Source organism: Vibrio mediterranei, from assembly GCF_900088415.1.
GTDB lineage: Bacteria > Pseudomonadota > Gammaproteobacteria > Enterobacterales > Vibrionaceae > Vibrio > Vibrio mediterranei.
In genome coordinates this window covers 250,771-272,148 of sequence record NZ_FLLQ01000007.1, presented here as the reverse complement: position 1 = coordinate 272,148, position 21,378 = coordinate 250,771, and the positions used below count along the sequence as shown (strand labels likewise).

The following is a 21,378-nucleotide window of genomic DNA, read 5'->3' as shown; positions in this document are numbered from 1 at the left end:
GACTTACGCCATGATCAAAGCACTCAACAAGCTAACTGGGATAGGTATGCCCGAAACTCAGTATGTTGTTTAAAATGCGAGCTAATTAGCTAGCGTTCGCTCTTTAGCTGAATTCGGCAACAAAGCCTCCTCTAGCATGAAGATGCCTTGTATCATGTACCTAACGTTATTAGTAAGCATGTTATTTAATGCCTCTGTCGTCACATACAACGCCGAATCTGTTCATGTCTCGGCAGAATCGACCTTTTTCAGTATTGAAGGATGGCGAGGATTTTAAAGCAGAGAAATATTCGGAGACATCGAGGGGTTTACCAGCACTGTAGATATCTGCGCTGAGTTCTATTTGGCCATTACAGTCGGTAACCTCTCGGAACTTTTGTACATTGCCATTGATTGATGTGTACTGACAAGTAAAGGTTTGAGAGTTTTCATCAAAAAACTTGGATTTTAGCACGTCATTATCTCGTAGAACCACATAATGATCCGTAGAGTACGATAGAGCGGGGAAGTATTGCTCAAGGCTTGTGGTCGGAATGTTGTGCTTTGTTTTGTTATTTGCAATGGCTACTGGTGTCGCACCAGAAGGAGACCACTCTTTCCGTGTTACCCAGGCATTCCCGTCAACTTCTGTGCTCTTGGAAATGAATTCTTTTTGGTGACCATTACCTGAATTCTCAAATATACCTGTGATCGCTTCAAATCCGTTTGAAAAGCCGAAGTCTATCTTTTGGATATGCGTCCCATAACCTATAAGTGAATGATTATTCTGGCCAGAAAGGTGACCGTATTGATAAAACGCAAATGTTATAAGTCCATTGTCGTTAGAGTAGGTTGATGGTCCGCATTCGTTATGCTTGTAAAAGGAATTGTTGGCATCGAAGCCTATAACGGCACCTTGTTGATCATTAGTTAAATAGACAGTTGCGAGCTCTGATCTGCTAGTAACAGGTTTGGTCTGCGCATTGGTACAGGTGTAGATGGTGGGCTGTTCTTCGATGGTGCAAGCTGTTAAAGATAAGGTCAGTGATGCGATAGATGATAACTTAATATTCATTAGCGCTCCTTTCAGGTTTTGGTGTGTAGCCAAAACGTATCACTGTTGAAGAGTGGAGCAAGTTATTAAGACTGAATCTCGACTGGCTTTAGTTCTCAAGTGGGAGTTTCACAATGACATATTTGCCCTTACAAATCTCGGTTGAGGAGTTTACAGTTTTTACTTTGAAGCTGATTTACTGGAAGAATCAAAATACTGTATAACTACACACAAGCTACACACAAACTACACCCATAAAATATGTGGTTATTGCCTTTTGGTATTGAAGTTTTTTAAATCAATTAGTTAGATGGGTTTTGCGGATTTCAAATACCCCAGAAAAGGTGAAACCCCGATGTTGGTAGCATCGGGGTTTCGAATTTTTCAAGAATTCTTGGTTGGTAAAGCCGAGAATCTTTTTATGCAAAAGGTTTGGATTTGATCCGAATAATTCCTTGGTAGGGAATTAGATGCGGATGAAGTCCATGTGCTCAACTTTTGGCTTGAACGCGTGACGTTGAACGTCTTGTGGCTTAACCTTAACTTCTGCGCCGTCGATCACTAGAGTGATGCCTTCGTAGAATGCTGGCTTGTCCATTTGGTTGATCACGTCATCGTGGTTTAGAGCGATAGAAACAGGTGCTGCTTCACCACCGTAAACGATTGCTGGGAATTGGCCAGCGTGACGTAGGCGGCGGCTCGCACCCTTACCTAGTTCAGTACGTACTACTGCTTCGAATTTCATAGTATTTACTCTCAAAATAGTAAAATTAAAGTAACTGTTTTGACGTAGCGACCTAGTCAAAACTATAGCCGTTCCGAAGTATCGAATCGATACATTCAAAACGAGCGCGGATACTAACATTCAAATCTAGGCGGAGCAATAGCAAATCGCTTATAACGTTACAATTTTTACTCTTTTGCACGTTGCAGTTTAAGGACTGCTCGTAAACCGCCCAATTTGCTCGATTCCAAAGCTAAATCACCTCGATAGCTATGCGCCATCTCATTGACTATATTAAGCCCTAAACCGGTGCCGGGTATCGTTTCATCTAGGCGAACTCCACGTTTCAGCACTTCTTTTAGCTTCTCTTGAGGTATGCCGGGGCCATCATCTTCGACGATGATAGCGATCTCGTGATTATCGAGCAGTTCGGAATATACGCGGATGAAGCTGTTACCCCATTTGTAGGCATTTTCTAGTAGGTTGCCAAGCATCTCGTCGAGGTCCGCTTTTTCTACTGCTACGTATTGATCGGTATCCAGTTCGCTCACCAAAGCGATATCGCGCTGAGCGTAAACCTTATCGAAAGCCAATGAAATCGCATCGACGCGTTCACTCGGTGATGACTTAACAGAGAGAATATTCATTGCGCCTGCCATTCGAGTTCGACCCAAATGGTAATCGATATGTGCTTGAATCTGCTCTATCGAGGGTTGTAGCCTCTGTCGGTCTTGTTCTGAAAGTTGGTGTAACTCATTCTTTAACACCGAGAGCGGTGTTTTGAGTGCGTGCGAGAGGTTACCTGCGTGATTACGTGCGCGCGCTAATAACTCTTGATAGTGGAACAATAGGGCATTGAGGTCGCTTACGAGTGGGGCAATTTCTTTTGGATACTGTTCGTCCAGTGTTTGTTGCTCACCTGTTTTTAATAGTTTCAGTTCTTTCTGCATCTTCCCTAAAGGTCTGAGTGACCAGCTGACTTGAACCACCACTAAAGTCAGAATACCAATGGAAAGAACGCCTAAGATCAACCAAAGTTGGCCTGTCAGCAAATTTAGGGTGTCATCGATACGATCTTCATCTTGGCCAATAATTATTGTGACGCCGTCACTTATGTCAGGTAAGAAGACTGTTCGCTTTATGGCAATAAGTTTCTCGTCTTTGGCACCGAAGTAAGTCGCTTTGTGTTTCTCATTCTTTATTCGAATGGTGCGGTCCCATAAGGAGCGAGAGCGTAGTTTGTCTGAACCACTGTCGACGCTCCAGTACAGACCACTGTATGGCTGATTAAAGCGTGGGTCTGAAAGACGAGTTTGTAGAACCAGTTGTCCTTGTTTATTCACTTCTAGATTCGCGGCGATTTCATCCATAGTCAGTCCAAGTTTAGTTTCTAAGTCTTGACTAAGGTAATCACGGACTAGACCGGGAATGAGAATACCGGCGGCGATCATCATGGCTGACAACCACAAGGTGGCTGCCAGCAATAATCGCGTTTTTAGACTGAGTCGTTTGAACTCTGTTTTGAGCCGAGTCGCGCTAATATCAGGCATTAAGTTGATACCCTAAGCCACGTACGGTTTTGATAATTTTAGGAGCGATTTTTTTACGGATTCTACCGATGAACACTTCAATTGTGTTGGAGTCTCTATCAAAGTCTTGTTTGTAGATATGCTCGACTAACTCAGTACGAGAAATGACCTTGTCGGCATTATGCATAAAGTAAGCAACGACCTTATATTCCAGTGCGGTTAAGCTTACTGCGTTACCTTGCCACATGACTTTTGAAGTTCGTGTGTCTAGGCTTAAGTCACCGACTTGCATCAACGGAGAGGCGTTGCCAGAAGCGCGTCGTAGCTGCGCTCGGATACGTGCAATAAGCTCAATCATTTCAAATGGCTTGGTAAGGTAATCATCGGCACCAGCATTTAGGCCCTCAACGCGCTGACTTAAGGCGTCACGTGCGCTGAGAATGACGACTGGTGTGTTAATGTTTTCGTCTCGAATGCCTTTAAGTACCGTCAAACCATCAATCTTAGGAAGTCCTAAGTCCAAAACAATGGCATCCCACTCTTCTGAGGTAGCGCGGTAAAGCGCATCGATACCGTCTTGGGCAAGTTCTGGCACCCAACCTGCGCTTTCTAGAGTTTCTAATATTTGTTCACCCAGTCTTGGGTCATCTTCCACGACAAGAATTTTCATTATTGTTCTCTATTTTATTTTCTTATGACTCTTTGAAGATTATGGCCTTTGATTTCCATCATCTCCAGTGTGGTGGCGTTATATTCGACTTTAATAACATCTTGTTCATGAAGCAATTTTAGCTCGTAAATCCACTCATCGTCGTCTTCTTCTAGTTCGACTTTGATCACTCGACCATTGAGGTCGCGTTCTACCGTCGCAAACAGCTCAGAAAACGGTTTGATAAGCCCTTGCTGTACAGCGTCATAGACCTCGTCTTGGTCCTCTTCAAACTCAATGCGAGCACCATCCGGTTGCACATCCTGCACTAGGTCGTGACCACTTGGCTTGCTTGAGTCAGAGAAAAATTCGGCATGGGCGCTAAGCGGTACTGCCAATAATAGGGAGAGCGAGATGATAGATATTGTCTGTTTGGTTTTATTAAGCATGGCGGAGACCCAATATTTTCAACATAGTTAAAATATACATTTGTAAACATGAATGAAAGCTGAACAGTGATTAGTTCAGTTCGTCGTCAAAAACTTTGTCTCTCATTTTCCAAAATCGACCACTTTTTCTGGCTATGACGAACGCGGGCAATCGGAAACGATGTTGATTGTTCACGACTTTTGTTGGCGAAGTGGCATCAAACTCACGATGCTTGTCGGCCAAATGTGGGCGTACAAACTTAGCGAGAAACGATTCTTTCTGCTTTTTGGTATTTAATGACCAAAACTCGCTGACTTGGGCATCGTTTTCTCCAATATAGTTAACTCTTAGACTGTTTTTACCTTTTTCATCTTTATGAACGACAAGGTTCATGTCGGTGCATTCGAAGACGAGCGCATCTTTGAGATTAAGGGCTTCTTTGAGCTTTTTATCTGGGTCTACCAAAGTGGCGTCACATTCATGGCAGATTCGCGCGGCGATATCGTTATCCGCGCCACATTCAGAGCAGTACTTGGCTCTAAAGCGATAATCACAGTGTTCACGTTCTCCGGTTTCTTCGTCGGTGAAATAGCCCTGACATTTGCGACCAAAGTGCTCAATTAAAAAACCATTGGCATCGAGTTTGCCCCAGAAGTCATTATTGAACCCGCACGCAGGGCACGGGATGGTGATAATTTCGGAATCGGAATCAGGTTTAGGGTTACCGACTTCAGGTTGATACAAATCGTACGTGTTGCCCGCATAGTCTAAAACGAGACACTCTGACTTGCCCTCTGACAATCGTAAACCACGGCCAACGATTTGCTGATATAAACTGACGGATTCGGTTGGGCGAAGAATTGCAATCAGATCAACATGGGGCGCATCGAATCCAGTAGTTAAAACCGAAACGTTAACCAAGAACTTGATCTTACGGTTTTTGAAATCACTGATGATAGCGTCGCGTTCAGGTGTTGGTGTATCACCAATGACAATTTGGCTGTTTTCACTCGGTAGCAGCGACAGTATTTCCTGCGCGTGGCGAACCGTCGCAGCGAAAATCATGACACCTTGTTTGTCTTCACTATAGCGCTTGATTTGCTCCACAATTTGCGGTGTTGCACGTTTTGATTGCTCAATAACAAGATCCATTTCAGATTCTTTGTATTTACCCATACTGGTAGGTTTGAGCTGAGAAAAGTCGTAGCTAAGGACCGGAGCGTCGATCAGTTTCGCAGGTGTTAAAAAGCCCTCATCGAGTAAGTATTGGATAGGAAGCTCGAAGATACAATCTTTAAAGAAACGAGCTTCGTCGCTGCGAACCAGTCCTTTGGTGTGATATTGATAGATCCAGCCAACACCAAGACGATAGGGAGTTGCGGTTAAACCAAGGATCTTAATTCCAGGATTAATCTCGCATAGGTGGCTGATCACTTTTTGGTAGCTTGATGTTTTGGTCTCTGGTACGCGGTGACATTCGTCGATAACAAGCAGTGAAAATTGATTGGCAAATGCATCCAAGTTTCTCACTACTGATTGAACGGAGGCGAACACCACTTGCTCGGATGTCTCTTTTCTACCTAAGCCGGCAGAGAAAATAGAGCCTTTGAGTCCATAGCCTTCGTATTTTGCGTGATTTTGTTCTACGAGCTCTTTAACGTGCGCTAGAACCAAAACACGACCTCGCGCTAGCCTTGCAAGTTCGGCAATAACTAAGCTTTTTCCAGCCCCAGTGGGCAATACGATCACCGCTGGGGTGTCGTTTTTGCGGAAATAGTGGATAACAGCTTTAACAGAATCGGCTTGGTAGGGGCGAAGCGTGTACATACGGCTCAGTTTTACTCTACATTTCAAAAAACCGCTCTATAATACCTCACGAAATGAAAACGAGGTATTCATGCGTTTAGATAAGTTTTTGTGTGACGCTTTAGGCGCAACACGTAAAGAAGCAACAAAAATCATTAAATCCGGTGATGTTACCGTTGATGGCTTAGTACAAAAGAGCGGTGCATTTAAAGTCACTGAAGATAACAGTGTCGAATGGCAAGATAGAGAGGTCCGCATGCAGGGTCCGCGTTATATCATGTTATTCAAACCAGATGGCTTTGTTTGTTCTCATGAAGATGGCTTTAATCACACAGCGTTTGTGTTGCTCGATGAGGTCAAAATGGAGAACCTTCATTTTGCAGGTCGCTTAGATGTTGATACGACAGGTTTGGTGTTAATTACAGACGATGGTCAATGGTCTCATCGAATTACCTCACCGAAACATAAATGTGCAAAAACTTATCGTGTATGGTTAGCAGACCCTGTGCAAGATAATTACATCAAGGCATTCGACGAAGGCATTGAGCTGAGAAATGAGAAAGCGCCAACTCTGCCAGCACAACTTGAAATTATTGATGAAAAAGAAGTGTTATTAACCATTCACGAAGGCAAATATCACCAAGTCAAGCGTATGTTTGCGGCGCTAGGTAATAAAGTTGAAGGTCTACATCGTGAAAGCGTCGGTGACATTGTTCTTGATGAAATGCTTGAGCCAGGAGAGTATCGATATCTCACTCAAGAAGAAATTGACTCTGTCTGGAAAAAGTAATACTAATAAACTGTTTTGATAGATAAAACGTCTACTCGTCCAGAGTAAAAGTAATACCCGTAATGAGTCATTACTCTCGAACTCTGAGAGCCTTCCTTATATTACGGTTACCCCGAAGATAGCGCTCTGTTGTTGCGCTATCTCACATCACTCAATGGGATAAATTGAGTCTAGGTTGTTTATTTGTTGGCACGGATCGCACACAAATAAAGATTTCATTAGGAGCGATATGAGTTCTAAACCAGTATCGCAGCCCGACATACCTCAACTAGGTTTAGTTCTTTTCCTAGTTCTCGGAGCCATAGGCGCGTTAACGCCTCTGGCTATCGATATGTACTTGCCCGCGATGCCAACTATCGCACAAGATTTAGGGGTAACAGCCGGGGCTGTTCAGATTACATTAACGGTATACACTGCCGGATTTGCTATCGGCCAACTTTTACATGGTCCTCTCGCTGATAGTTTTGGTCGCCGGCCGATCCTGCTATTTGGTGTGTTCTTTTTTGGCGTTGCTTCAGCGATATCAGCCACCGCGACGACCATTGAATCTTTAACTTATATTCGTACTGCCCAAGGCTTTGCGGGTGCAGCGGCAGCGGTCATTATCCAAGCTGTGGTTCGCGACATGTTCGATAAGGAAGATTTCGCGCGTACCATGTCTTTTGTCACCTTAGTCATTACCTTGGCTCCGTTAGTGGCGCCTATGATAGGGGGCCATTTGGCGGTCTGGTTTGGATGGCGTTCGATATTTTGGGTGCTGACAGCATTTTCTGGAGTGGTAATAGCAGCGGTACTTTGGAAAATTCCGGAGACTCTAGCTCCAGAAAATCGACAACCACTTCGTTTTCGAACCACGATCAGAAATTACCTGAGGTTGTGCAAGAATCCGGTCGCGATGGGACTGATGTTCTCTGGAGCGTTTTCGTTTGCTGGTATGTTTGCCTTTCTTACCGCGGGCTCGTTTGTCTATATTGATATCTATGGTGTGACGCCAGATCAGTTTGGATATCTGTTTGGCCTGAACATTGTCACAATGATCATCATGACCAGCATTAATGGCCGTATGGTGAAGAAAGTTGGCTTACATGGCATGCTTCGTTTTGGGCTAAGCATTCAGCTGTTCGCAGGTCTAGGACTGTTAGCGAGTGGTATTCTAGATCTTGGGATTTGGGGTACGGTTCCTTTCGTTATGCTATTTATTGGTACGCTGTCGACCATCGGTAGTAATTCAATGGGCTTGTTGTTAAGCGGTTATCCAACGATGGCGGGCACGGCTTCCTCACTTGCAGGAACATTGCGATTTGGCACTGGCTCAGTCATTGGGGCGATTGTGGCAATGCTTCCGGGTGGAACAGTTTGGCCTATGATTGCATTAATGGCTATTTGTTCGGTATTATCCGCCGCCTTATATTGGACGTTTGGGAAAAAAGCATAATGTCTGACTACTATTCAGAGATCCAAAAAGTCGTAAACAGTGCACTAGAAGAATTGGCGAATGAGCATGCTTCAGGCAAGTTGATTAATTCTCCAGTGACTAACAATCACTTTCTTGTTCGATGGGTAACAAAAGCGATAAAAACTCAGCGTTTTGGGAAAACGACCAGTGCTAACCTAATTCAATGGCAGAAATCTGGGCGTTCCAAGGGTAATGATTCAATGCTTGAACCTTTGTTTAAGCGCATTTCTGCTTACTATGCTGAGTTTTTTTCTGGTGACGTACAGCCAGTAACTGATGCAAAGATTGAACAGTTTATTGAAGATATGGAAGCGGCGGGTTGGGGTGTCTGCACCTCAGAGATTCTGACTGATGGCAGTAAAGTTCAATTCTTCACCGATGGTCATAACTCTTTCGCACTGTGCGCGAATCAATGTGACGACTGCTTTGATGCAGAAAATCTGGTGAAGCCCATGAGTTGGTTTGTACGTGGTAATCATGCGGAGTTTGTGACTAAAGCGTACGAGGCTGGCTTTATGCTCCACAAACGCACTGATTACAAATCGAAAGTAAAGTATCACGGCGAATATCTTATTTATCCAATGAACAAAGGGACTCAGCTAGCTGAAATCCCTCTGTCATTTAAAGCTTAAGTTAAAGTTTAGTGGTATGAGAGCATAATTGTCGCAAAGCATAGAGGTTGAAGTATTTGTAACGACTAGGCTTTGCGACAGATCGCCCTTACCATTCCTTTAAAAATGAACAAGTGTGCAGGCATCATTGCAAACCAATAAAGCAGCCCTTTGAATCCTTGCGGGTGCCACCACGCAGTCACGTTGATTTCTCTTTTGTCGCCATGATCAGTAATGGTGAATTCCAGTCGCCCCAGTCCAGGGCCTTTCATTCCGAACAATAGTGACAGAAAATGCGGCTTGTCACATCGAATGACTTTCCATGAATCGATAAAGTCACCCACTTTTAATTCTGGTCCTTCAGGTGAGCGCCTTATTGGTCTTCCTGCACCAAACAGTACATCTAACCATTCTCGAGTGCGCCACAGTGTGTTAGCAAAGAAATAGCCTTCTTTCGGACTGCCGATTTGTTTGACGACCTCCCAAAGCTGCTCAGTGGATTTATCAGTGAAATAGCTGGCCCCAGTCTTCTTTGGGTAATAGCCAAATCCTGCTTGCCATCGCGTTAATGCCGCAGGGTCGTAGCCCCAAACATTGCTACGAACAAAGGTACCTTCTTTTTCTATGGTTTCTGAGACTGAGTCAGAGTAGGAAACCATATCTTGTGGGTAACGAGCTCTGATTGCTTGAGAATCGGCGATAAAGTCATGCTCTAGCCCCGCCAATAATGCTTTGCCAATGCTTGAAGGAACCGAAGTTACAACACCGAGCCAGTATGAGGCGAGTTTAGGTGTAAGAAATCGCGTTGACCAGAGTCGTAGTGGTTTGTTTATTTTGCTGCAAATAACGGCGAACTGCTCGCGGTAAGACAAGGTATCGGGGCCACCAACCTCATAAATAATTGAATCGGGTGATGTCTCTTTAGCCAGTTCGATTAGGTAATAATTGAGGTTTTGTAAAGCAATAGGATTCGCTTTGGAGTCCACCCATTTGGGGGCGATTAAGATAGGTAGGTTATAGACGAAATCCCTCATGATTTCGTAAGCGGCAGAGCCGGGGCCTATAATAACACCTGCACGCAGTTCGGTAATTGGCACTTTACTGGTACGAAGAAGCTTGCCGGTTGCTTTTCTGGCTGCAAGGTGCTCGGAATTACCAGTTTGAGGTTGAATTGCGCTGAGATAGATGACGTGTTCAACATGACTAATATCGAGCGCATCTTTGAAGTTTTGAGCAAGAGAGAGCTCGTAGTCCAAAAAGTCATGGCCATGAGCCATACCATGTACCAAGAAATAAACGATATCGAACTTAGGAATGAGTGCAATTGTGGCGTCTCGATTAGCGAGATCAAGATACTCAAACTTAAGCATCGAGTGGGGGACTACACGGCTTTTTAGGTAGTCTATTTGACGAGCCGCTGCTGTTACTTCGTAGCCTTGGTCCAGTAGGATAGGAATGAGCTGAGAACCGACATAACCCGACGCCCCTAATACCAATACGCGCTTCATATTCCGTTATCTCTCTTAATTGTTATCTCTATAAAATTTAACACATTTTTCTAGTTTATCTTCATTTGTTTACAATACATGATGGCTGATTAGGGTGTTTTCACGCGTATATGTTCCAAATTCCAATTCTATTAAAAAACGATATCTTGAATCGAAATTGAGCTAAACCGACTCAATGTAGGGGCTTTATGGCCAAATTTGCTTCCTAGAACTGCAAATTTAGTGTAGATTCACACTCCAAATTTACCAGTGATTGAAGAGATTGAATGCTTAAGTTGTCAGACCTTTGTAAAGGCTATATTGACGGTGGAGAATTCCATCCTGTATTGCAAAGTGCAGAGCTAACACTGTCGCAAGGTGAACAACTGGCATTGATGGGTGAAAGTGGCTCGGGTAAGAGTACACTACTTAACTTAATCGCTGGCATCGATAAGGTCGATTCTGGGGAAATCTGGTACCCCGATTTTGCTATGCATGACGCAAAAGAAAGTCTTAGAACGGCTTATCGAAGAAATAACATTGGTCATATCTTTCAGCAGTTCAATTTGCTACCAACTCTTAATATTGCCGACAATATTCGATTCTGCAGACAGATTAAAGGACTGCCAGAAGATCGAGGGCTTTGGCGTCAGATTTTATCCGCTTTAGATTTAATGGCGTTGCTTGGTCGTTATCCAGAAGAGCTTTCTGGGGGGCAACAGCAGCGTGCGGCTATTGCTCGCGCGCTCTACATGGAGCCAAAAATCCTGCTAGCCGATGAGCCAACGGGTAGCTTGGATGAGCGTAACGCTGAAGCGGTAATGCGACTTCTTACTTCACTCACAAGACATCTAGAGTGTACCTTGCTTGTCGTCACCCACAGTGAAAAAGTCGCTTCTCACATGGACGGTTCTATCCGCCTTCAAGGGGGGCAACTTCATGTTATGGCCCGTAGTTAAAGCACTACTTGGCCATTATCGTCGCCACCCGCTACAAATTCTTCTCGTCTGGCTTGGTTTAACGCTTGGTGTATCGCTACTAGTTGGCGTTACGGCTATAAACCACCACGCTAAACAGGCTTATGCAAGCGGTGAAAAACTTTTCGCTAATCCCGTTCCATATCGCATTCGCCCTAAGCACGCAGAAACCAAAATTCCGCAAGGCTTCTATATCCAACTGCGCCGCGAAGGGTTCAAACAATGTGTGCCTTTTGACATTCAAAAAGTAACCACAGCTGATGGTTTAGAGCTTAACCTAGTTGGCGTAGATCCAATTTCTTTATTGCAGCTTCGTAATGTCGTCACCATTGGCGATATCGCATCGCAAGATATGATAAAAGTCCCAACGACAATTATTGTGAGTCATGATCTTGCTGAGCTTAAGGGCTGGCAAAATGGCGATACGTTGACGCTCAATAATGGAATTCAGTTAGGCCCTATCAAGATTGATTCTAAGAAAGGTATTCGCGGAACGCGTATCTTAGCGGATATGTCTTTAGTCCGTGCGATGAAAAAATCGTCCGGGTTGTCTGTAATTGCTTGTGGTGAGATGAGTGCATCCAAACTTGAGAATCTTCGTAAGATGATTCCAAATGGTATGACGTTATCACGCAGTTCACAATCAGAACTGGAATCTCTCACTAAAGCATTCCATACCAATTTGTCTGCGATGAGTATGCTGTCTTTCGTTGTTGGCCTGTTTATCTTCTACCAAGCGATGTCGTTGTCTTTAGCTCAGCGTCAGCCTTTGGTTGGTAGTCTGCGCCAAGTCGGTGTCTCGGGGTGGCAGTTGACTCAAGCCTTGTGTCTTGAACTGGCGGCTTTAGTGTTCTTGAGCTGGCTTGGTGGCAACCTGTTTGGGTTAGCATTGGCAAATCAGTTGATTCCAGCAGTCTCACAGAGCTTGAATGATCTTTATGATGCGAACATTGGTTTGAGCATTGAGTGGAGCTGGCAATGGAGCCTTTATAGCTTCTTATTAGCGTTCACTGGGGCTGTGGTCTCGTGTGGCTGGCCGTTAGTCCGACTTTTGAAATCTCAACCTATTCGACTTTCTGCTCGTTTATCGTTAATGCGATTTACCGGGGCAGAGTTTACATGGCAAGCGTTTGTAGCGTGCGGATTTTGTGTGGCTGCAGTTGCTATTTATCAAGCACCTAAGTCACAGAACTCAGGTTATGCCATCATTGTTTTGATGCTGTTAAGTGTCGCATTGATTACGCCGTTTATTACTTGGAAAATCTTCACGTTATTCTCGTACTCTCTCCGTTGGGTAAAAGTCCGTTGGTTCTTTGCGGATGCAGCTGCCAGTATGAGCTACCGCGGTGTTGCCAATATGGCTTTCATGTTAGCTATGGCTGCTAATATGGGGGTTGAGACTATGGTTGGTAGTTTTAGAGATACTACTGACCGATGGTTAACCCAAAGGCTTGCGGCCGATATTTACGTCTATCCAACCAACAATAATGCGGTTCGCATGAGTAAATGGTTGGAGGCTCAGCCCGAGGTCGATCGCGTTTGGTGGCGCTGGGAAGAAGAGATCCCGACAGAGCATGGCATGATGCAAGTGGTAAGTACGGGTGATTCAGAAGGTGAGCGCGACGCGTTAACCGTTAAAATTGCTGTGCCTAACTATTGGTATAACCTTCATCATTCTCGCAGTGTCATGATCAGTGAATCTATGGCGCTTAAGTTAGATATTCGTCCGGGTGATTATGTCGATTTAGGCCCACCACTGGGTGGGAACTGGCACGTGATAGGTGTCTACTATGATTACGGAAACCCTTATCATCAAGTATTGTTATCGCAAAATCGTTGGCTAGCCAACTTAGAAGGTTCTGGTGATGTGGCGTTGGGCGCAGTGCTTAATGATAAGTCACAATCGCTGTTTGTCGAAAGACGTCTGCAATCGACATTTAGGCTAAACAGTGAACGGATTTACGACAACACGTCTATTCACGCGAAAGCGATGACAACCTTTGATCGTACTTTTGCGATTGCTGATACTCTGGGCAATATCACTTTGGTGATTGCTGTTTTTGGTATCTTCTTTGCAACGATAGCAGGGGAGATCTCTAGACAACGTCATACCTCATTGCTGCGCTGTCTGGGTATTTCCGCAAAAGAGCTAGTGTTAATGGGTGGCTTACAGTTGCTGGTATTTGGACTTATCTCTGCCATTATCGCTATGCCGCTTGGTATTGCACTGGCGCAACTGATTGTGGATATTGTGATCAAGCAGTCTTTCGGTTGGTCTTTACAACTGCAGATTGTCCCATGGCAGTATCTCACCACATGTTTGTGGTCTCTGTTGGCTTTGGTAGTTGCAGGAGCGCTACCAGTGCTGAAGTTGATACGTAATACACCGATTCATTCGTTAAGGGATGCGTTATAGATGAATCGTATGCAGAAGCTTATTTTCTCATGCTTGCTGGTAGTGGTGGTCGCCAGCACTTCAATTTGGCTAACGGAATCACGCGAGTCAAAGCCTAGTGTGACTAAAGCGAGCTATATCAACACCGTATTTGGTTCTCCAGGCCGCAAAGTATTTGAACCTGTTTTACCCGACCGAGAGGTTGAGCTACCAAGAGACTTCCGTTTCCATCCTGAGTTCCAACATGAATGGTGGCAGATGGTGGTGCAGCTTAAAGACGAATCTGGTCAGGCATACTGGCTAAGATGGCGCTTTTTTCGCTATGCCAGTGATGACCGTATTGCAACGGGTTGGCAAGATCCACAAATCTACATCGCAAATTTAGTGATGAATAGCCATTTAGGAATGTTTACCGATCAGCGCATTGCTCGTGGTGGTATCGGTCAGGCGGGAGGTCTTAGCCGCCCATTTCGCGTTTGGATTGATGAGTGGTCTTGGCGTTCACTGTCTAATCAGCCACTGCCTGGGAATCTGCGTTTATCCAGCGATAATTTCAGTGTGAATCTTAAGTTAAAACAAACCGGCCCATATGCTCTTATTGGCGAAAATGGCTACCACGCCAAACATGATCTACTCCCTCGCGCATCTTATACCTTTGAATCACCATTTGTTGCATCAACAGGAGAGTTGACCCTACCAGATGGTAAGGCGCTGAAAGTGACAGGCCGCGCTTGGCTAAGTAAAGAGTGGGGTAGTGAGCTTGTTGGTGCTAATTATGTCGGCGAAGACAACTTTCTTCTTTGGCTGAGCGATACAGAGGCGCTACAGGTGAGCCAATATCGTTACAAAGACAATATGCCCTATACCACTGCTTCTTTGATTGATATTAATGGTAACATCATAAACATCCCATCGGAGGACATCATACTTAAGGCGCTCAACTATACGGAATTTGCGTCAGGAACTCGTGTGCCTCTATCTTGGAATCTACAAATCCCCAGCCAAAATATTAACTTGGTTATTAATGCTCGTAAGCGAGATAACTGGGTGAATTTCGTCGTACCACAATGGCAAGGTTCAGTTACGGCCAAAGGTTCAAATTCTGCTATTGGCTTTATGCAACTTAGTGGTTATTAGGTAAGAAAAACCTTTTTGTTGTTATATAGTTACAAGTAACAATCTGTTACTAATTCTCCTCTGCCTTTAACTCTCAAATGATATTGACTACAGCTAAGTGATTGAATTTATCAATGACTAGCTGCGTATCTATGCACTATACTTCTATCTAACATGGCCATTACTTGTGAGGATATCTCGAACGGTTTAGTTTTATACTTCGGAAATTCCTTAGTATAAACTCCGTAGAATCGATTTTTTCTGAAAATTAACTAGATATACAATTTTTAACATTCTGACAAGATGAATAACTATTAAGGGCTTTACAACATGAATGACGTCATTCGTAATTTTTTCAAGATGGAGTCAGCTGGAGGTATCATCCTCGTTATCGCTGCTGCGATTGCTATGCTCGTCGCAAACTCTCCATTGAACGAAATGTATCAAGGCGTGCTTCATACCTACGTGTTTGGTCTGTCTATCTCACACTGGATCAACGATGGTTTGATGGCGATCTTCTTCTTCCTGATTGGTTTGGAAGTAAAACGTGAGCTACTCGAAGGTGCATTGAAGTCTAAAGAGACTGCTATCTTCCCTGCGATTGCCGCGGTCGGTGGCATGTTGGCTCCGGCACTTATTTATGTACTGTTTAACATGGGTGATCCTGAAGCGATGAGTGGCTGGGCTATCCCTGCAGCAACGGATATCGCGTTTGCTTTAGGTATCATGGCGTTGCTCGGTAAGCGTGTCCCTGTAGCTTTGAAAGTATTCCTACTTGCACTTGCTATCATTGATGACTTAGGCGTTATCGTTATTATTGCTTTGTTTTATAGCAGCGATCTGTCTACGTTGGCGTTAACTATTGGCTTTATCATGACTGCAGTGCTGTTCATGTTGAACGCGAAGAAGGTGACAAGCATACCTGTTTACCTTTTAGTTGGTGCGGTGCTCTGGGTGAGCGTATTGGCCTCTGGCGTGCACGCAACTTTGGCTGGTGTGGTATTAGGCTTTGCTATTCCTCTTAGAGGGAATGAAGGCGAGAAGTCACCGCTGAAACATATAGAGCATGCACTTCATCCATACGTCGCATTCTTGATTCTACCTATCTTCGCGTTTGCCAATGCTGGCATCTCGCTGGAAGGTGTGTCGATGTCGGGTCTAACGTCGATGTTGCCACTTGGTATTGCGTTAGGTCTGTTGGTCGGTAAACCACTAGGTATCTTCAGCTTTAGTTGGTTAGCAGTGAAACTTGGTGTGGCAAAATTGCCTGATGGTGTGGACTTTAAGCAGGTGTTTGCGGTGTCTGTTTTGTGTGGTATTGGCTTTACCATGTCGATATTCATCTCATCTCTGGCGTTTACTGGAGTGAGTCCTGAGTTTGATACATACGCTAGATTGGGCATTTTGATGGGCTCAACAACAGCAGCTGTTCTTGGCTACATACTGCTTAACTTCTCACTTCCTAAGGAAGAGGCACCAGAGCCTAAGGTTCAATACTAACTGCCAGAAACTATGATTAGACAAACCCAGCTTAGGCTGGGTTTTTTTTATGTTTGAAAAACGAATAAAAAAAGCCCAAACCAATGTTGGTTTGGGCGGATACAAAAAATAGGAGTTAATAAGAAAAAGCAGCATATGTCATCAACAATAACAATGGAAATCAGCGTCATGTCGGTAAAACAAGTTATTGTTGATAACACTTAAATAGACCTAGCCAAGATGAATTAGTTCACAAAAAAACACGTTTTTTTAAGAATATTTTCAAAGTTTAATGAAAACAGTTGGTTATAAATCTTGTCAGACCAGTCTTATGTATTTATTAAAAAGTTTGATGTTAATCACTTGTTATCTTGCTGTTGCGAGAGTATATTCAAACATGTGTTTGATACGGATGATTGAAATGACCAATAGAGTAACTACCAAGGATAAGATTCTCGATGTCGCAGAGATACTGTTCGCTGAGCATGGATTCAACGATACCTCTCTACGAACTATCACTAGCAAGGCTAACGTGAATTTAGCCTCCGTGAACTATCATTTTGGCGATAAAAAAACTCTGGTTCGAGCGGTACTTAATCGTTATCTGGAAGCGTTCATGCCAGCTGTAGAAGCGGCGCTCTACGAACTGAATGAGCGTGAGCACTACACAATGGCTGATGTATTTGGTGCGCTGAAGTCACCTTTGCTTAGCTTGAACCAAGTGAAGCCGGGAGGAGCGAGCAGGTTCATGTCGCTAGTTGGACGTGGCTATACTGATGTTCAAGGCCACTTGCGCTGGTTTATCACTACTCGGTACACCGAAGCGCTAGCGATGTTCACTCAATCTGTGATGAAAGCGAATCCAAAGTTAGATGCAGAAACCCTGTTTTGGCGTTTGCACCTAACACTGGGTACATGCGTATTCACTATGGCATCGAGTCAAGCATTATCAGAAATTGCTTTGAGTTCCTTTGATAAAGAAGTAGACGCAGAAGCAATCATCAACCAAATAATTCCCTATCTCGCTGCAGGTGTAGCGGCGGAATAATGACTACCAAGCTAAAACCTTAATCAAACTAATAACCCAAATAATAACAAGAAATAATCTGAACAAAAGGATAGGTATCATGAGCTCTCTGAGAAGAAAATGGATAAGTGACCCTGCATTCAAAATGTTTAAGAAGGTATTGCCACCACTATCGGCAACCGAGAAAGAAGCAATGGAAGCAGGGAGCGTATGGTGGGATGGCGAGTTATTCTCTGGAACGCCTAACTTTAAAACACTGCACCAGTACCCTAAGCCGACGCTGTCAGCAGAAGAACAGTCCTTTATGGACAATGAGCTTGAAACACTGCTAGAGATGCTAGATGACAACAAAATCGTGAAAGAAGACCGCGATTTACCGAAAGAAGTATGGGAATACTTGCGTAAAGAGCGTTTCTTTTCTCTCATTATCTCTAAAAAGTTTGGCGGTAGAGAGTTCTCGCCACTAGCGAACTCTACCATTGTAACTAAAATTGCGACTCGCAGTATTAGTGCTGCCGTATCGGTGATGGTTCCAAACTCACTAGGCCCGGGTGAGCTTCTGTCTCACTACGGAACGCAAGAGCAGAAAGATTATTGGTTGCCACGCTTGGCTGACGGTACTGATATCCCATGTTTCGCATTGACGGGCCCTGAAGCGGGTTCTGACGCTGGCGGTATCCCAGATAAAGGTATCGTGTGTTATGGCGAGCATGAAGGCAAAGAAGTATTAGGGATTCGCCTTAATTGGAATAAGCGTTATATCACGCTTGCACCAGTTGCGACTGTGTTGGGTCTCGCTTTCAAATTGCACGATCCCGACAAACTTATGGGTGACAAAGAAGATATCGGTATCACTTGTGCACTGATTCCAGCAGACCATAAAGGTGTTGAGATCGGTGAGCGTCATGACCCACTGCATTTGGCATTCATGAACGGTCCGACACGTGGTAAAGATGTATTTATCCCAATGGAATGGCTGATTGGTGGTCAAGAGTATGCAGGTCGCGGGTGGAGAATGTTGGTTGAATGTCTGTCTGCGGGTCGAGGTATCTCACTTCCAGCACTAGGCACCGCTATTGGGCACCTAACAACACGAACAACGGGTGCTTACGCTTATGTTCGTAAACAGTTTGGTATGTCTATCGGTAAGTTTGAGGGTGTAGCAGAAGCTATGGGTCGTATTGGTGGCCTAACTTATCTACTTGAAGCGACTCGAACGTTAACGACTACCTCGCTGGATATGGGTGAAAAACCAGGGATCGTTACCGCGATTGCCAAATACCATATGACTGAGATGGCGCGCACTATCCTCAATGACTCTATGGATATTCATGCTGGACGTGCCATCCAAGATGGTCCTATGAATTACCTTGCTTCGAGCTATTTGGGTATCCCGGTAGCCATCACAGTAGAAGGTGCAAACATCCTCACTCGTAACTTGATGATCTTTGGTCAGGGCGCAACACGTTGTCATCCATATGTCCTTAAAGAGATGGAAGCAGCAGCCAACCCAGATGAGAAACAGGCTGCTGAGGACTTTGATAAGCTACTGTTCAAACATATCGGTCATGCAACTAAAAACACCTTGGGTGCCTTTACTGCAGCATTAACAGGTTCTGCATTTGTCGGTGCTCATATGAGTGGTCCAACGAAACGCTACTACAAAGACCTAACTCGCCTAAGTAAAGCCTTGGCAGTGAGTGCAGACTTTGCCATGTTGACACTGGGTGGTGATCTGAAACGTAAAGAGATGATCTCAGCACGTTTAGGTGACGGTCTTGCTTACCTGTTCATGGCTTCTGCGGCGCTGAAGAAGTATGAAGATGATGGCCGTCAACAAGCTGACTTGGATTACGTTCATTACTCGGTTCAACATTGTTTCTACCATGCAGCGAAGTCACTGAACGAAGCTTACCGCAACTTCCCAGCACGATGGGCAGGGGTGACTTTGAAAGGTCTATTATTCCCGATTGGTAACCATTTTGAGAAACCATCAGACGACCTAGGGTTGAAACTAGCGAAAAGCATGATGGTACCGGGCGCGCATCGTGATCGCCTGACTCACCTATGTTACATCGGGCCGAAAGAGGACGATAATGTCGGTCTTATGGAAAACGCCTTTATCGCGATGTACAACATTCGTGACCTAGAGAAAAAGCTGTTTGTTGGTGTTAAAGAAGGCAAAGTAGCGAAGAAAGGCCTATTGGAAGATCGATTGAATCAAGCAATTGAAGCTAATGTTCTGACTGAAGAAGAAGTCGCTAGAATTCGTGAAGCGGATGCTCTTCGCTACAAAGCGATTCAAGTTGATCACTTTAGCCATGACATGTCTGAAGTAAGAACGCACTCAGAATCCAAGCCAAAGTTGAATAGTGTTGCCTAACTAGGACAAAAACTATTCTTGTGAACAGCAAAAAGCGCCTTTTTATAGGGCGCTTTTTTTATAGAAATCGAGGATTAGGCGCCGAAAGTGCTCCAACCACTTAGAAAATTCAAGGAAATTGACAGAAATAAGATGCGAACTGGGATTGAAACTCTTATCCTACTAGGGATTTTTTGAGGAACTGAATATGATCATCAAACCAAGAATTCGTGGATTTATTTGTACTACTACTCACCCAGTAGGTTGTGAAGCAAACGTAAAAGAACAAATCGCCTATACCAAAGCTCAAGGGCCAATTGCAAACGCGCCAAAGCGTGTACTTGTTGTCGGTTCTTCTAGTGGTTATGGCCTGTCTTCTCGTATCGCTGCGGCATTCGGTGGTGGTGCGGCGACAATCGGCGTATTTTTCGAAAAACCAGGTACAGAACGTAAGCCTGGTACAGCAGGTTTCTATAACTCTGCTGCTTTTGACAAGCTAGCAAAAGAAGAAGGCTTGTACTCGAAGAGCATCAACGGTGATGCTTTCTCTAACGAAGCAAAACAAAAAGTTATTGATTTAATCAAAGAAGATCTTGGTCAAATCGACATGGTGGTTTACTCATTGGCTTCTCCAGTACGTAAGCTTCCAGAAACGGGTGAGCTGATTCGTTCATCGCTAAAACCAATTGGTGAGACTTACACTTCTACAGCAGTAGACACAAACTCAGACACTATCATTGAAGCAAGTGTTGAGCCTGCGACAGAACAAGAGATTGAAGATACTGTTACTGTAATGGGCGGCCAAGATTGGGAGCTATGGATTAACGCGCTATCAGATGCTGGTGTACTTGCAGACGGTTGTAAGACGGTTGCGTATTCATACATTGGTACTGAACTGACATGGCCTATCTATTGGGAAGGCGCACTAGGTAAAGCAAAAATGGACCTAGATCGTGCCGCTACCGAGCTTAACGATAAGTTGGCTAAAACTGGTGGTAGTGCCAATGTAGCGGTTCTTAAGTCTGTTGTGACTCAAGCAAGTTCGGCGATTCCTGTTATGCCTCTTTATATCGCAATGGTATTTAAGAAGATGCGTGAAGAGGGTATCCACGAAGGTTGTATGGAGCAGATCTTCCGTATGTTCTCTCAGCGTCTTTACAAAGCCGACGGTAGCGCTGCAGAGGTCGATGAAAAGAATCGTCTACGTCTAGATGACTGGGAACTGCGTGATGATATCCAAAAGCACTGTGCAGAACTTTGGCCACAAATCACAACTGAAAATCTGAAAGAACTAACTGACTACGTTGAGTACAAAGAAGAGTTCTTGAAGCTATTTGGTTTCGGTGTTGACGGTGTGGACTATGATGCAGATGTATCACCACTGGTAGAGTTTGATGTTATCGACCTATAATCGAGACATTAGTTGATAATGAAAAGGGGCGCTTTATGCGCCCCTTTGTTATTTGCTGTATATAGAAATAACAAGTTTTAATAGAAGCGTTGCCCTA

17 protein-coding genes are annotated in these 21,378 nt (G+C 44.3%); 10 read left to right on the top strand and 7 right to left on the bottom strand.

Annotated features, from left to right (window positions below; translation table 11 throughout):
• Positions 1-181: 181 nt before the first annotated feature.
• From VME0621_RS19910 to radD, 6 genes are all read right to left on the bottom strand, one after another.
• A complete protein-coding gene (locus tag VME0621_RS19910; RefSeq protein ID WP_062459357.1) occupies positions 182-1,054 on the bottom strand; it encodes a hypothetical protein in 873 nt (290 codons plus the stop codon).
• Positions 1,055-1,499: 445 nt separating this feature from the next.
• Positions 1,500-1,778 (bottom strand): 50S ribosomal protein L25, encoded by a 279-nt coding sequence (rplY, locus tag VME0621_RS19905; RefSeq protein ID WP_006071740.1) that lies wholly within the window; start codon positions 1,776-1,778, stop codon positions 1,500-1,502.
• 167 nt (positions 1,779-1,945) lie between these two features.
• A complete protein-coding gene (locus VME0621_RS19900; RefSeq protein WP_062459360.1) occupies positions 1,946-3,307 on the bottom strand; it encodes an ATP-binding protein in 1,362 nt (453 codons plus the stop codon).
• Positions 3,300-3,956 carry a response regulator transcription factor gene (locus VME0621_RS19895; RefSeq protein ID WP_062459364.1) on the bottom strand — a complete coding sequence of 219 codons (657 nt, stop codon included), beginning with the start codon at positions 3,954-3,956 and terminating at the stop codon, positions 3,300-3,302. The genes VME0621_RS19900 and VME0621_RS19895 overlap by 8 nt, the downstream gene beginning before the upstream one ends.
• A gap of 14 nt (positions 3,957-3,970) precedes the next feature.
• The gene (locus VME0621_RS19890; RefSeq protein ID WP_062459367.1) at positions 3,971-4,384 is read right to left on the bottom strand and encodes a PepSY domain-containing protein; all 414 of its coding nucleotides are present in this window, start codon (positions 4,382-4,384) and stop codon (positions 3,971-3,973) included.
• 70 nt (positions 4,385-4,454) lie between these two features.
• Positions 4,455-6,191, bottom strand: coding sequence for a DNA repair helicase RadD (gene radD / locus VME0621_RS19885; RefSeq protein ID WP_062459370.1), 1,737 nt, complete (start codon positions 6,189-6,191; stop codon positions 4,455-4,457).
• 70 nt (positions 6,192-6,261) lie between these two features.
• On the opposite strand from radD, the gene rsuA reads away from it, so the two are divergent.
• The 3 genes from rsuA to VME0621_RS19870 all read left to right on the top strand — a co-directional run bounded on the left by rsuA (position 6,262) and on the right by VME0621_RS19870 (position 9,048).
• Positions 6,262-6,960, top strand: coding sequence for a 16S rRNA pseudouridine(516) synthase RsuA (gene rsuA, locus VME0621_RS19880; protein WP_062459374.1), 699 nt, complete (start codon positions 6,262-6,264; stop codon positions 6,958-6,960).
• 229 nt (positions 6,961-7,189) lie between these two features.
• Positions 7,190-8,395, top strand: a complete 1,206-nt coding sequence (locus VME0621_RS19875) for a Bcr/CflA family multidrug efflux MFS transporter (RefSeq protein WP_062459378.1) — start codon at positions 7,190-7,192, stop codon at positions 8,393-8,395.
• Positions 8,395-9,048, top strand: a complete 654-nt coding sequence (locus tag VME0621_RS19870) for a DUF2913 family protein (RefSeq protein ID WP_062459382.1) — start codon at positions 8,395-8,397, stop codon at positions 9,046-9,048. The genes VME0621_RS19875 and VME0621_RS19870 overlap by 1 nt, the downstream gene beginning before the upstream one ends.
• A gap of 65 nt (positions 9,049-9,113) precedes the next feature.
• Here the strand turns inward: VME0621_RS19870 and VME0621_RS19865 are convergent, their stop codons facing one another.
• Positions 9,114-10,535, bottom strand: coding sequence for a DUF2867 domain-containing protein (locus VME0621_RS19865; protein ID WP_062459385.1), 1,422 nt, complete (start codon positions 10,533-10,535; stop codon positions 9,114-9,116).
• A gap of 266 nt (positions 10,536-10,801) precedes the next feature.
• Here VME0621_RS19865 and VME0621_RS19860 point away from each other — a divergent pair, with 266 nt between their 5' ends.
• The 7 genes from VME0621_RS19860 to fabV all read left to right on the top strand — a co-directional run bounded on the left by VME0621_RS19860 (position 10,802) and on the right by fabV (position 21,281).
• On the top strand, positions 10,802-11,473 hold the full coding sequence (locus VME0621_RS19860) for an ABC transporter ATP-binding protein (protein WP_006074745.1): 672 nt from the start codon (positions 10,802-10,804) through the stop codon (positions 11,471-11,473).
• A complete protein-coding gene (locus tag VME0621_RS19855; protein WP_038230215.1) occupies positions 11,454-13,907 on the top strand; it encodes an ABC transporter permease in 2,454 nt (817 codons plus the stop codon). Before VME0621_RS19860 ends, VME0621_RS19855 begins: the two co-directional genes overlap by 20 nt.
• Positions 13,908-13,916: 9 nt before the next feature.
• Positions 13,917-15,023 (top strand): lipocalin-like domain-containing protein, encoded by a 1,107-nt coding sequence (locus VME0621_RS19850; protein WP_231892974.1) that lies wholly within the window; start codon positions 13,917-13,919, stop codon positions 15,021-15,023.
• Between the two features lie 309 nt (positions 15,024-15,332).
• On the top strand, positions 15,333-16,502 hold the full coding sequence (gene nhaA, locus VME0621_RS19845; RefSeq protein WP_038230220.1) for a Na+/H+ antiporter NhaA: 1,170 nt from the start codon (positions 15,333-15,335) through the stop codon (positions 16,500-16,502).
• 391 nt (positions 16,503-16,893) lie between these two features.
• Positions 16,894-17,529: a TetR family transcriptional repressor PsrA gene (gene psrA / locus VME0621_RS19840; RefSeq protein ID WP_081411584.1), complete on the top strand. Its 636-nt coding sequence runs from the start codon at positions 16,894-16,896 to the stop codon at positions 17,527-17,529.
• A gap of 79 nt (positions 17,530-17,608) precedes the next feature.
• A complete protein-coding gene (locus VME0621_RS19835; protein ID WP_062459391.1) occupies positions 17,609-19,891 on the top strand; it encodes an acyl-CoA dehydrogenase in 2,283 nt (760 codons plus the stop codon).
• A gap of 187 nt (positions 19,892-20,078) precedes the next feature.
• Positions 20,079-21,281, top strand: a complete 1,203-nt coding sequence (gene fabV / locus VME0621_RS19830) for an enoyl-ACP reductase FabV (protein WP_006074739.1) — start codon at positions 20,079-20,081, stop codon at positions 21,279-21,281.
• Positions 21,282-21,378: the final 97 nt, after the last annotated feature.

Excerpts from the sequence above, each read along its gene's own strand:
- VME0621_RS19910 (WP_062459357.1), bottom strand. The coding sequence starts at position 1,054 with ATGAATATTAAGTTATCATCTATCGCATCACTGACCTTATCTTTAACA.
- rplY (WP_006071740.1), bottom strand. The coding sequence starts at position 1,778 with ATGAAATTCGAAGCAGTAGTACGTACTGAACTAGGTAAGGGTGCGAGC.
- VME0621_RS19900 (WP_062459360.1), bottom strand. The coding sequence starts at position 3,307 with ATGCCTGATATTAGCGCGACTCGGCTCAAAACAGAGTTCAAACGACTC.
- VME0621_RS19895 (WP_062459364.1), bottom strand. The coding sequence starts at position 3,956 with ATGAAAATTCTTGTCGTGGAAGATGACCCAAGACTGGGTGAACAAATA.
- VME0621_RS19890 (WP_062459367.1), bottom strand. The coding sequence starts at position 4,384 with ATGCTTAATAAAACCAAACAGACAATATCTATCATCTCGCTCTCCCTA.
- radD (WP_062459370.1), bottom strand. The coding sequence starts at position 6,191 with ATGTACACGCTTCGCCCCTACCAAGCCGATTCTGTTAAAGCTGTTATC.
- rsuA (WP_062459374.1), top strand. The coding sequence starts at position 6,262 with ATGCGTTTAGATAAGTTTTTGTGTGACGCTTTAGGCGCAACACGTAAA.
- VME0621_RS19875 (WP_062459378.1), top strand. The coding sequence starts at position 7,190 with ATGAGTTCTAAACCAGTATCGCAGCCCGACATACCTCAACTAGGTTTA.
- VME0621_RS19870 (WP_062459382.1), top strand. The coding sequence starts at position 8,395 with ATGTCTGACTACTATTCAGAGATCCAAAAAGTCGTAAACAGTGCACTA.
- VME0621_RS19865 (WP_062459385.1), bottom strand. The coding sequence starts at position 10,535 with ATGAAGCGCGTATTGGTATTAGGGGCGTCGGGTTATGTCGGTTCTCAG.
- VME0621_RS19860 (WP_006074745.1), top strand. The coding sequence starts at position 10,802 with ATGCTTAAGTTGTCAGACCTTTGTAAAGGCTATATTGACGGTGGAGAA.
- VME0621_RS19855 (WP_038230215.1), top strand. The coding sequence starts at position 11,454 with ATGTTATGGCCCGTAGTTAAAGCACTACTTGGCCATTATCGTCGCCAC.
- VME0621_RS19850 (WP_231892974.1), top strand. The coding sequence starts at position 13,917 with ATGCAGAAGCTTATTTTCTCATGCTTGCTGGTAGTGGTGGTCGCCAGC.
- nhaA (WP_038230220.1), top strand. The coding sequence starts at position 15,333 with ATGAATGACGTCATTCGTAATTTTTTCAAGATGGAGTCAGCTGGAGGT.
- psrA (WP_081411584.1), top strand. The coding sequence starts at position 16,894 with ATGATTGAAATGACCAATAGAGTAACTACCAAGGATAAGATTCTCGAT.
- VME0621_RS19835 (WP_062459391.1), top strand. The coding sequence starts at position 17,609 with ATGAGCTCTCTGAGAAGAAAATGGATAAGTGACCCTGCATTCAAAATG.
- fabV (WP_006074739.1), top strand. The coding sequence starts at position 20,079 with ATGATCATCAAACCAAGAATTCGTGGATTTATTTGTACTACTACTCAC.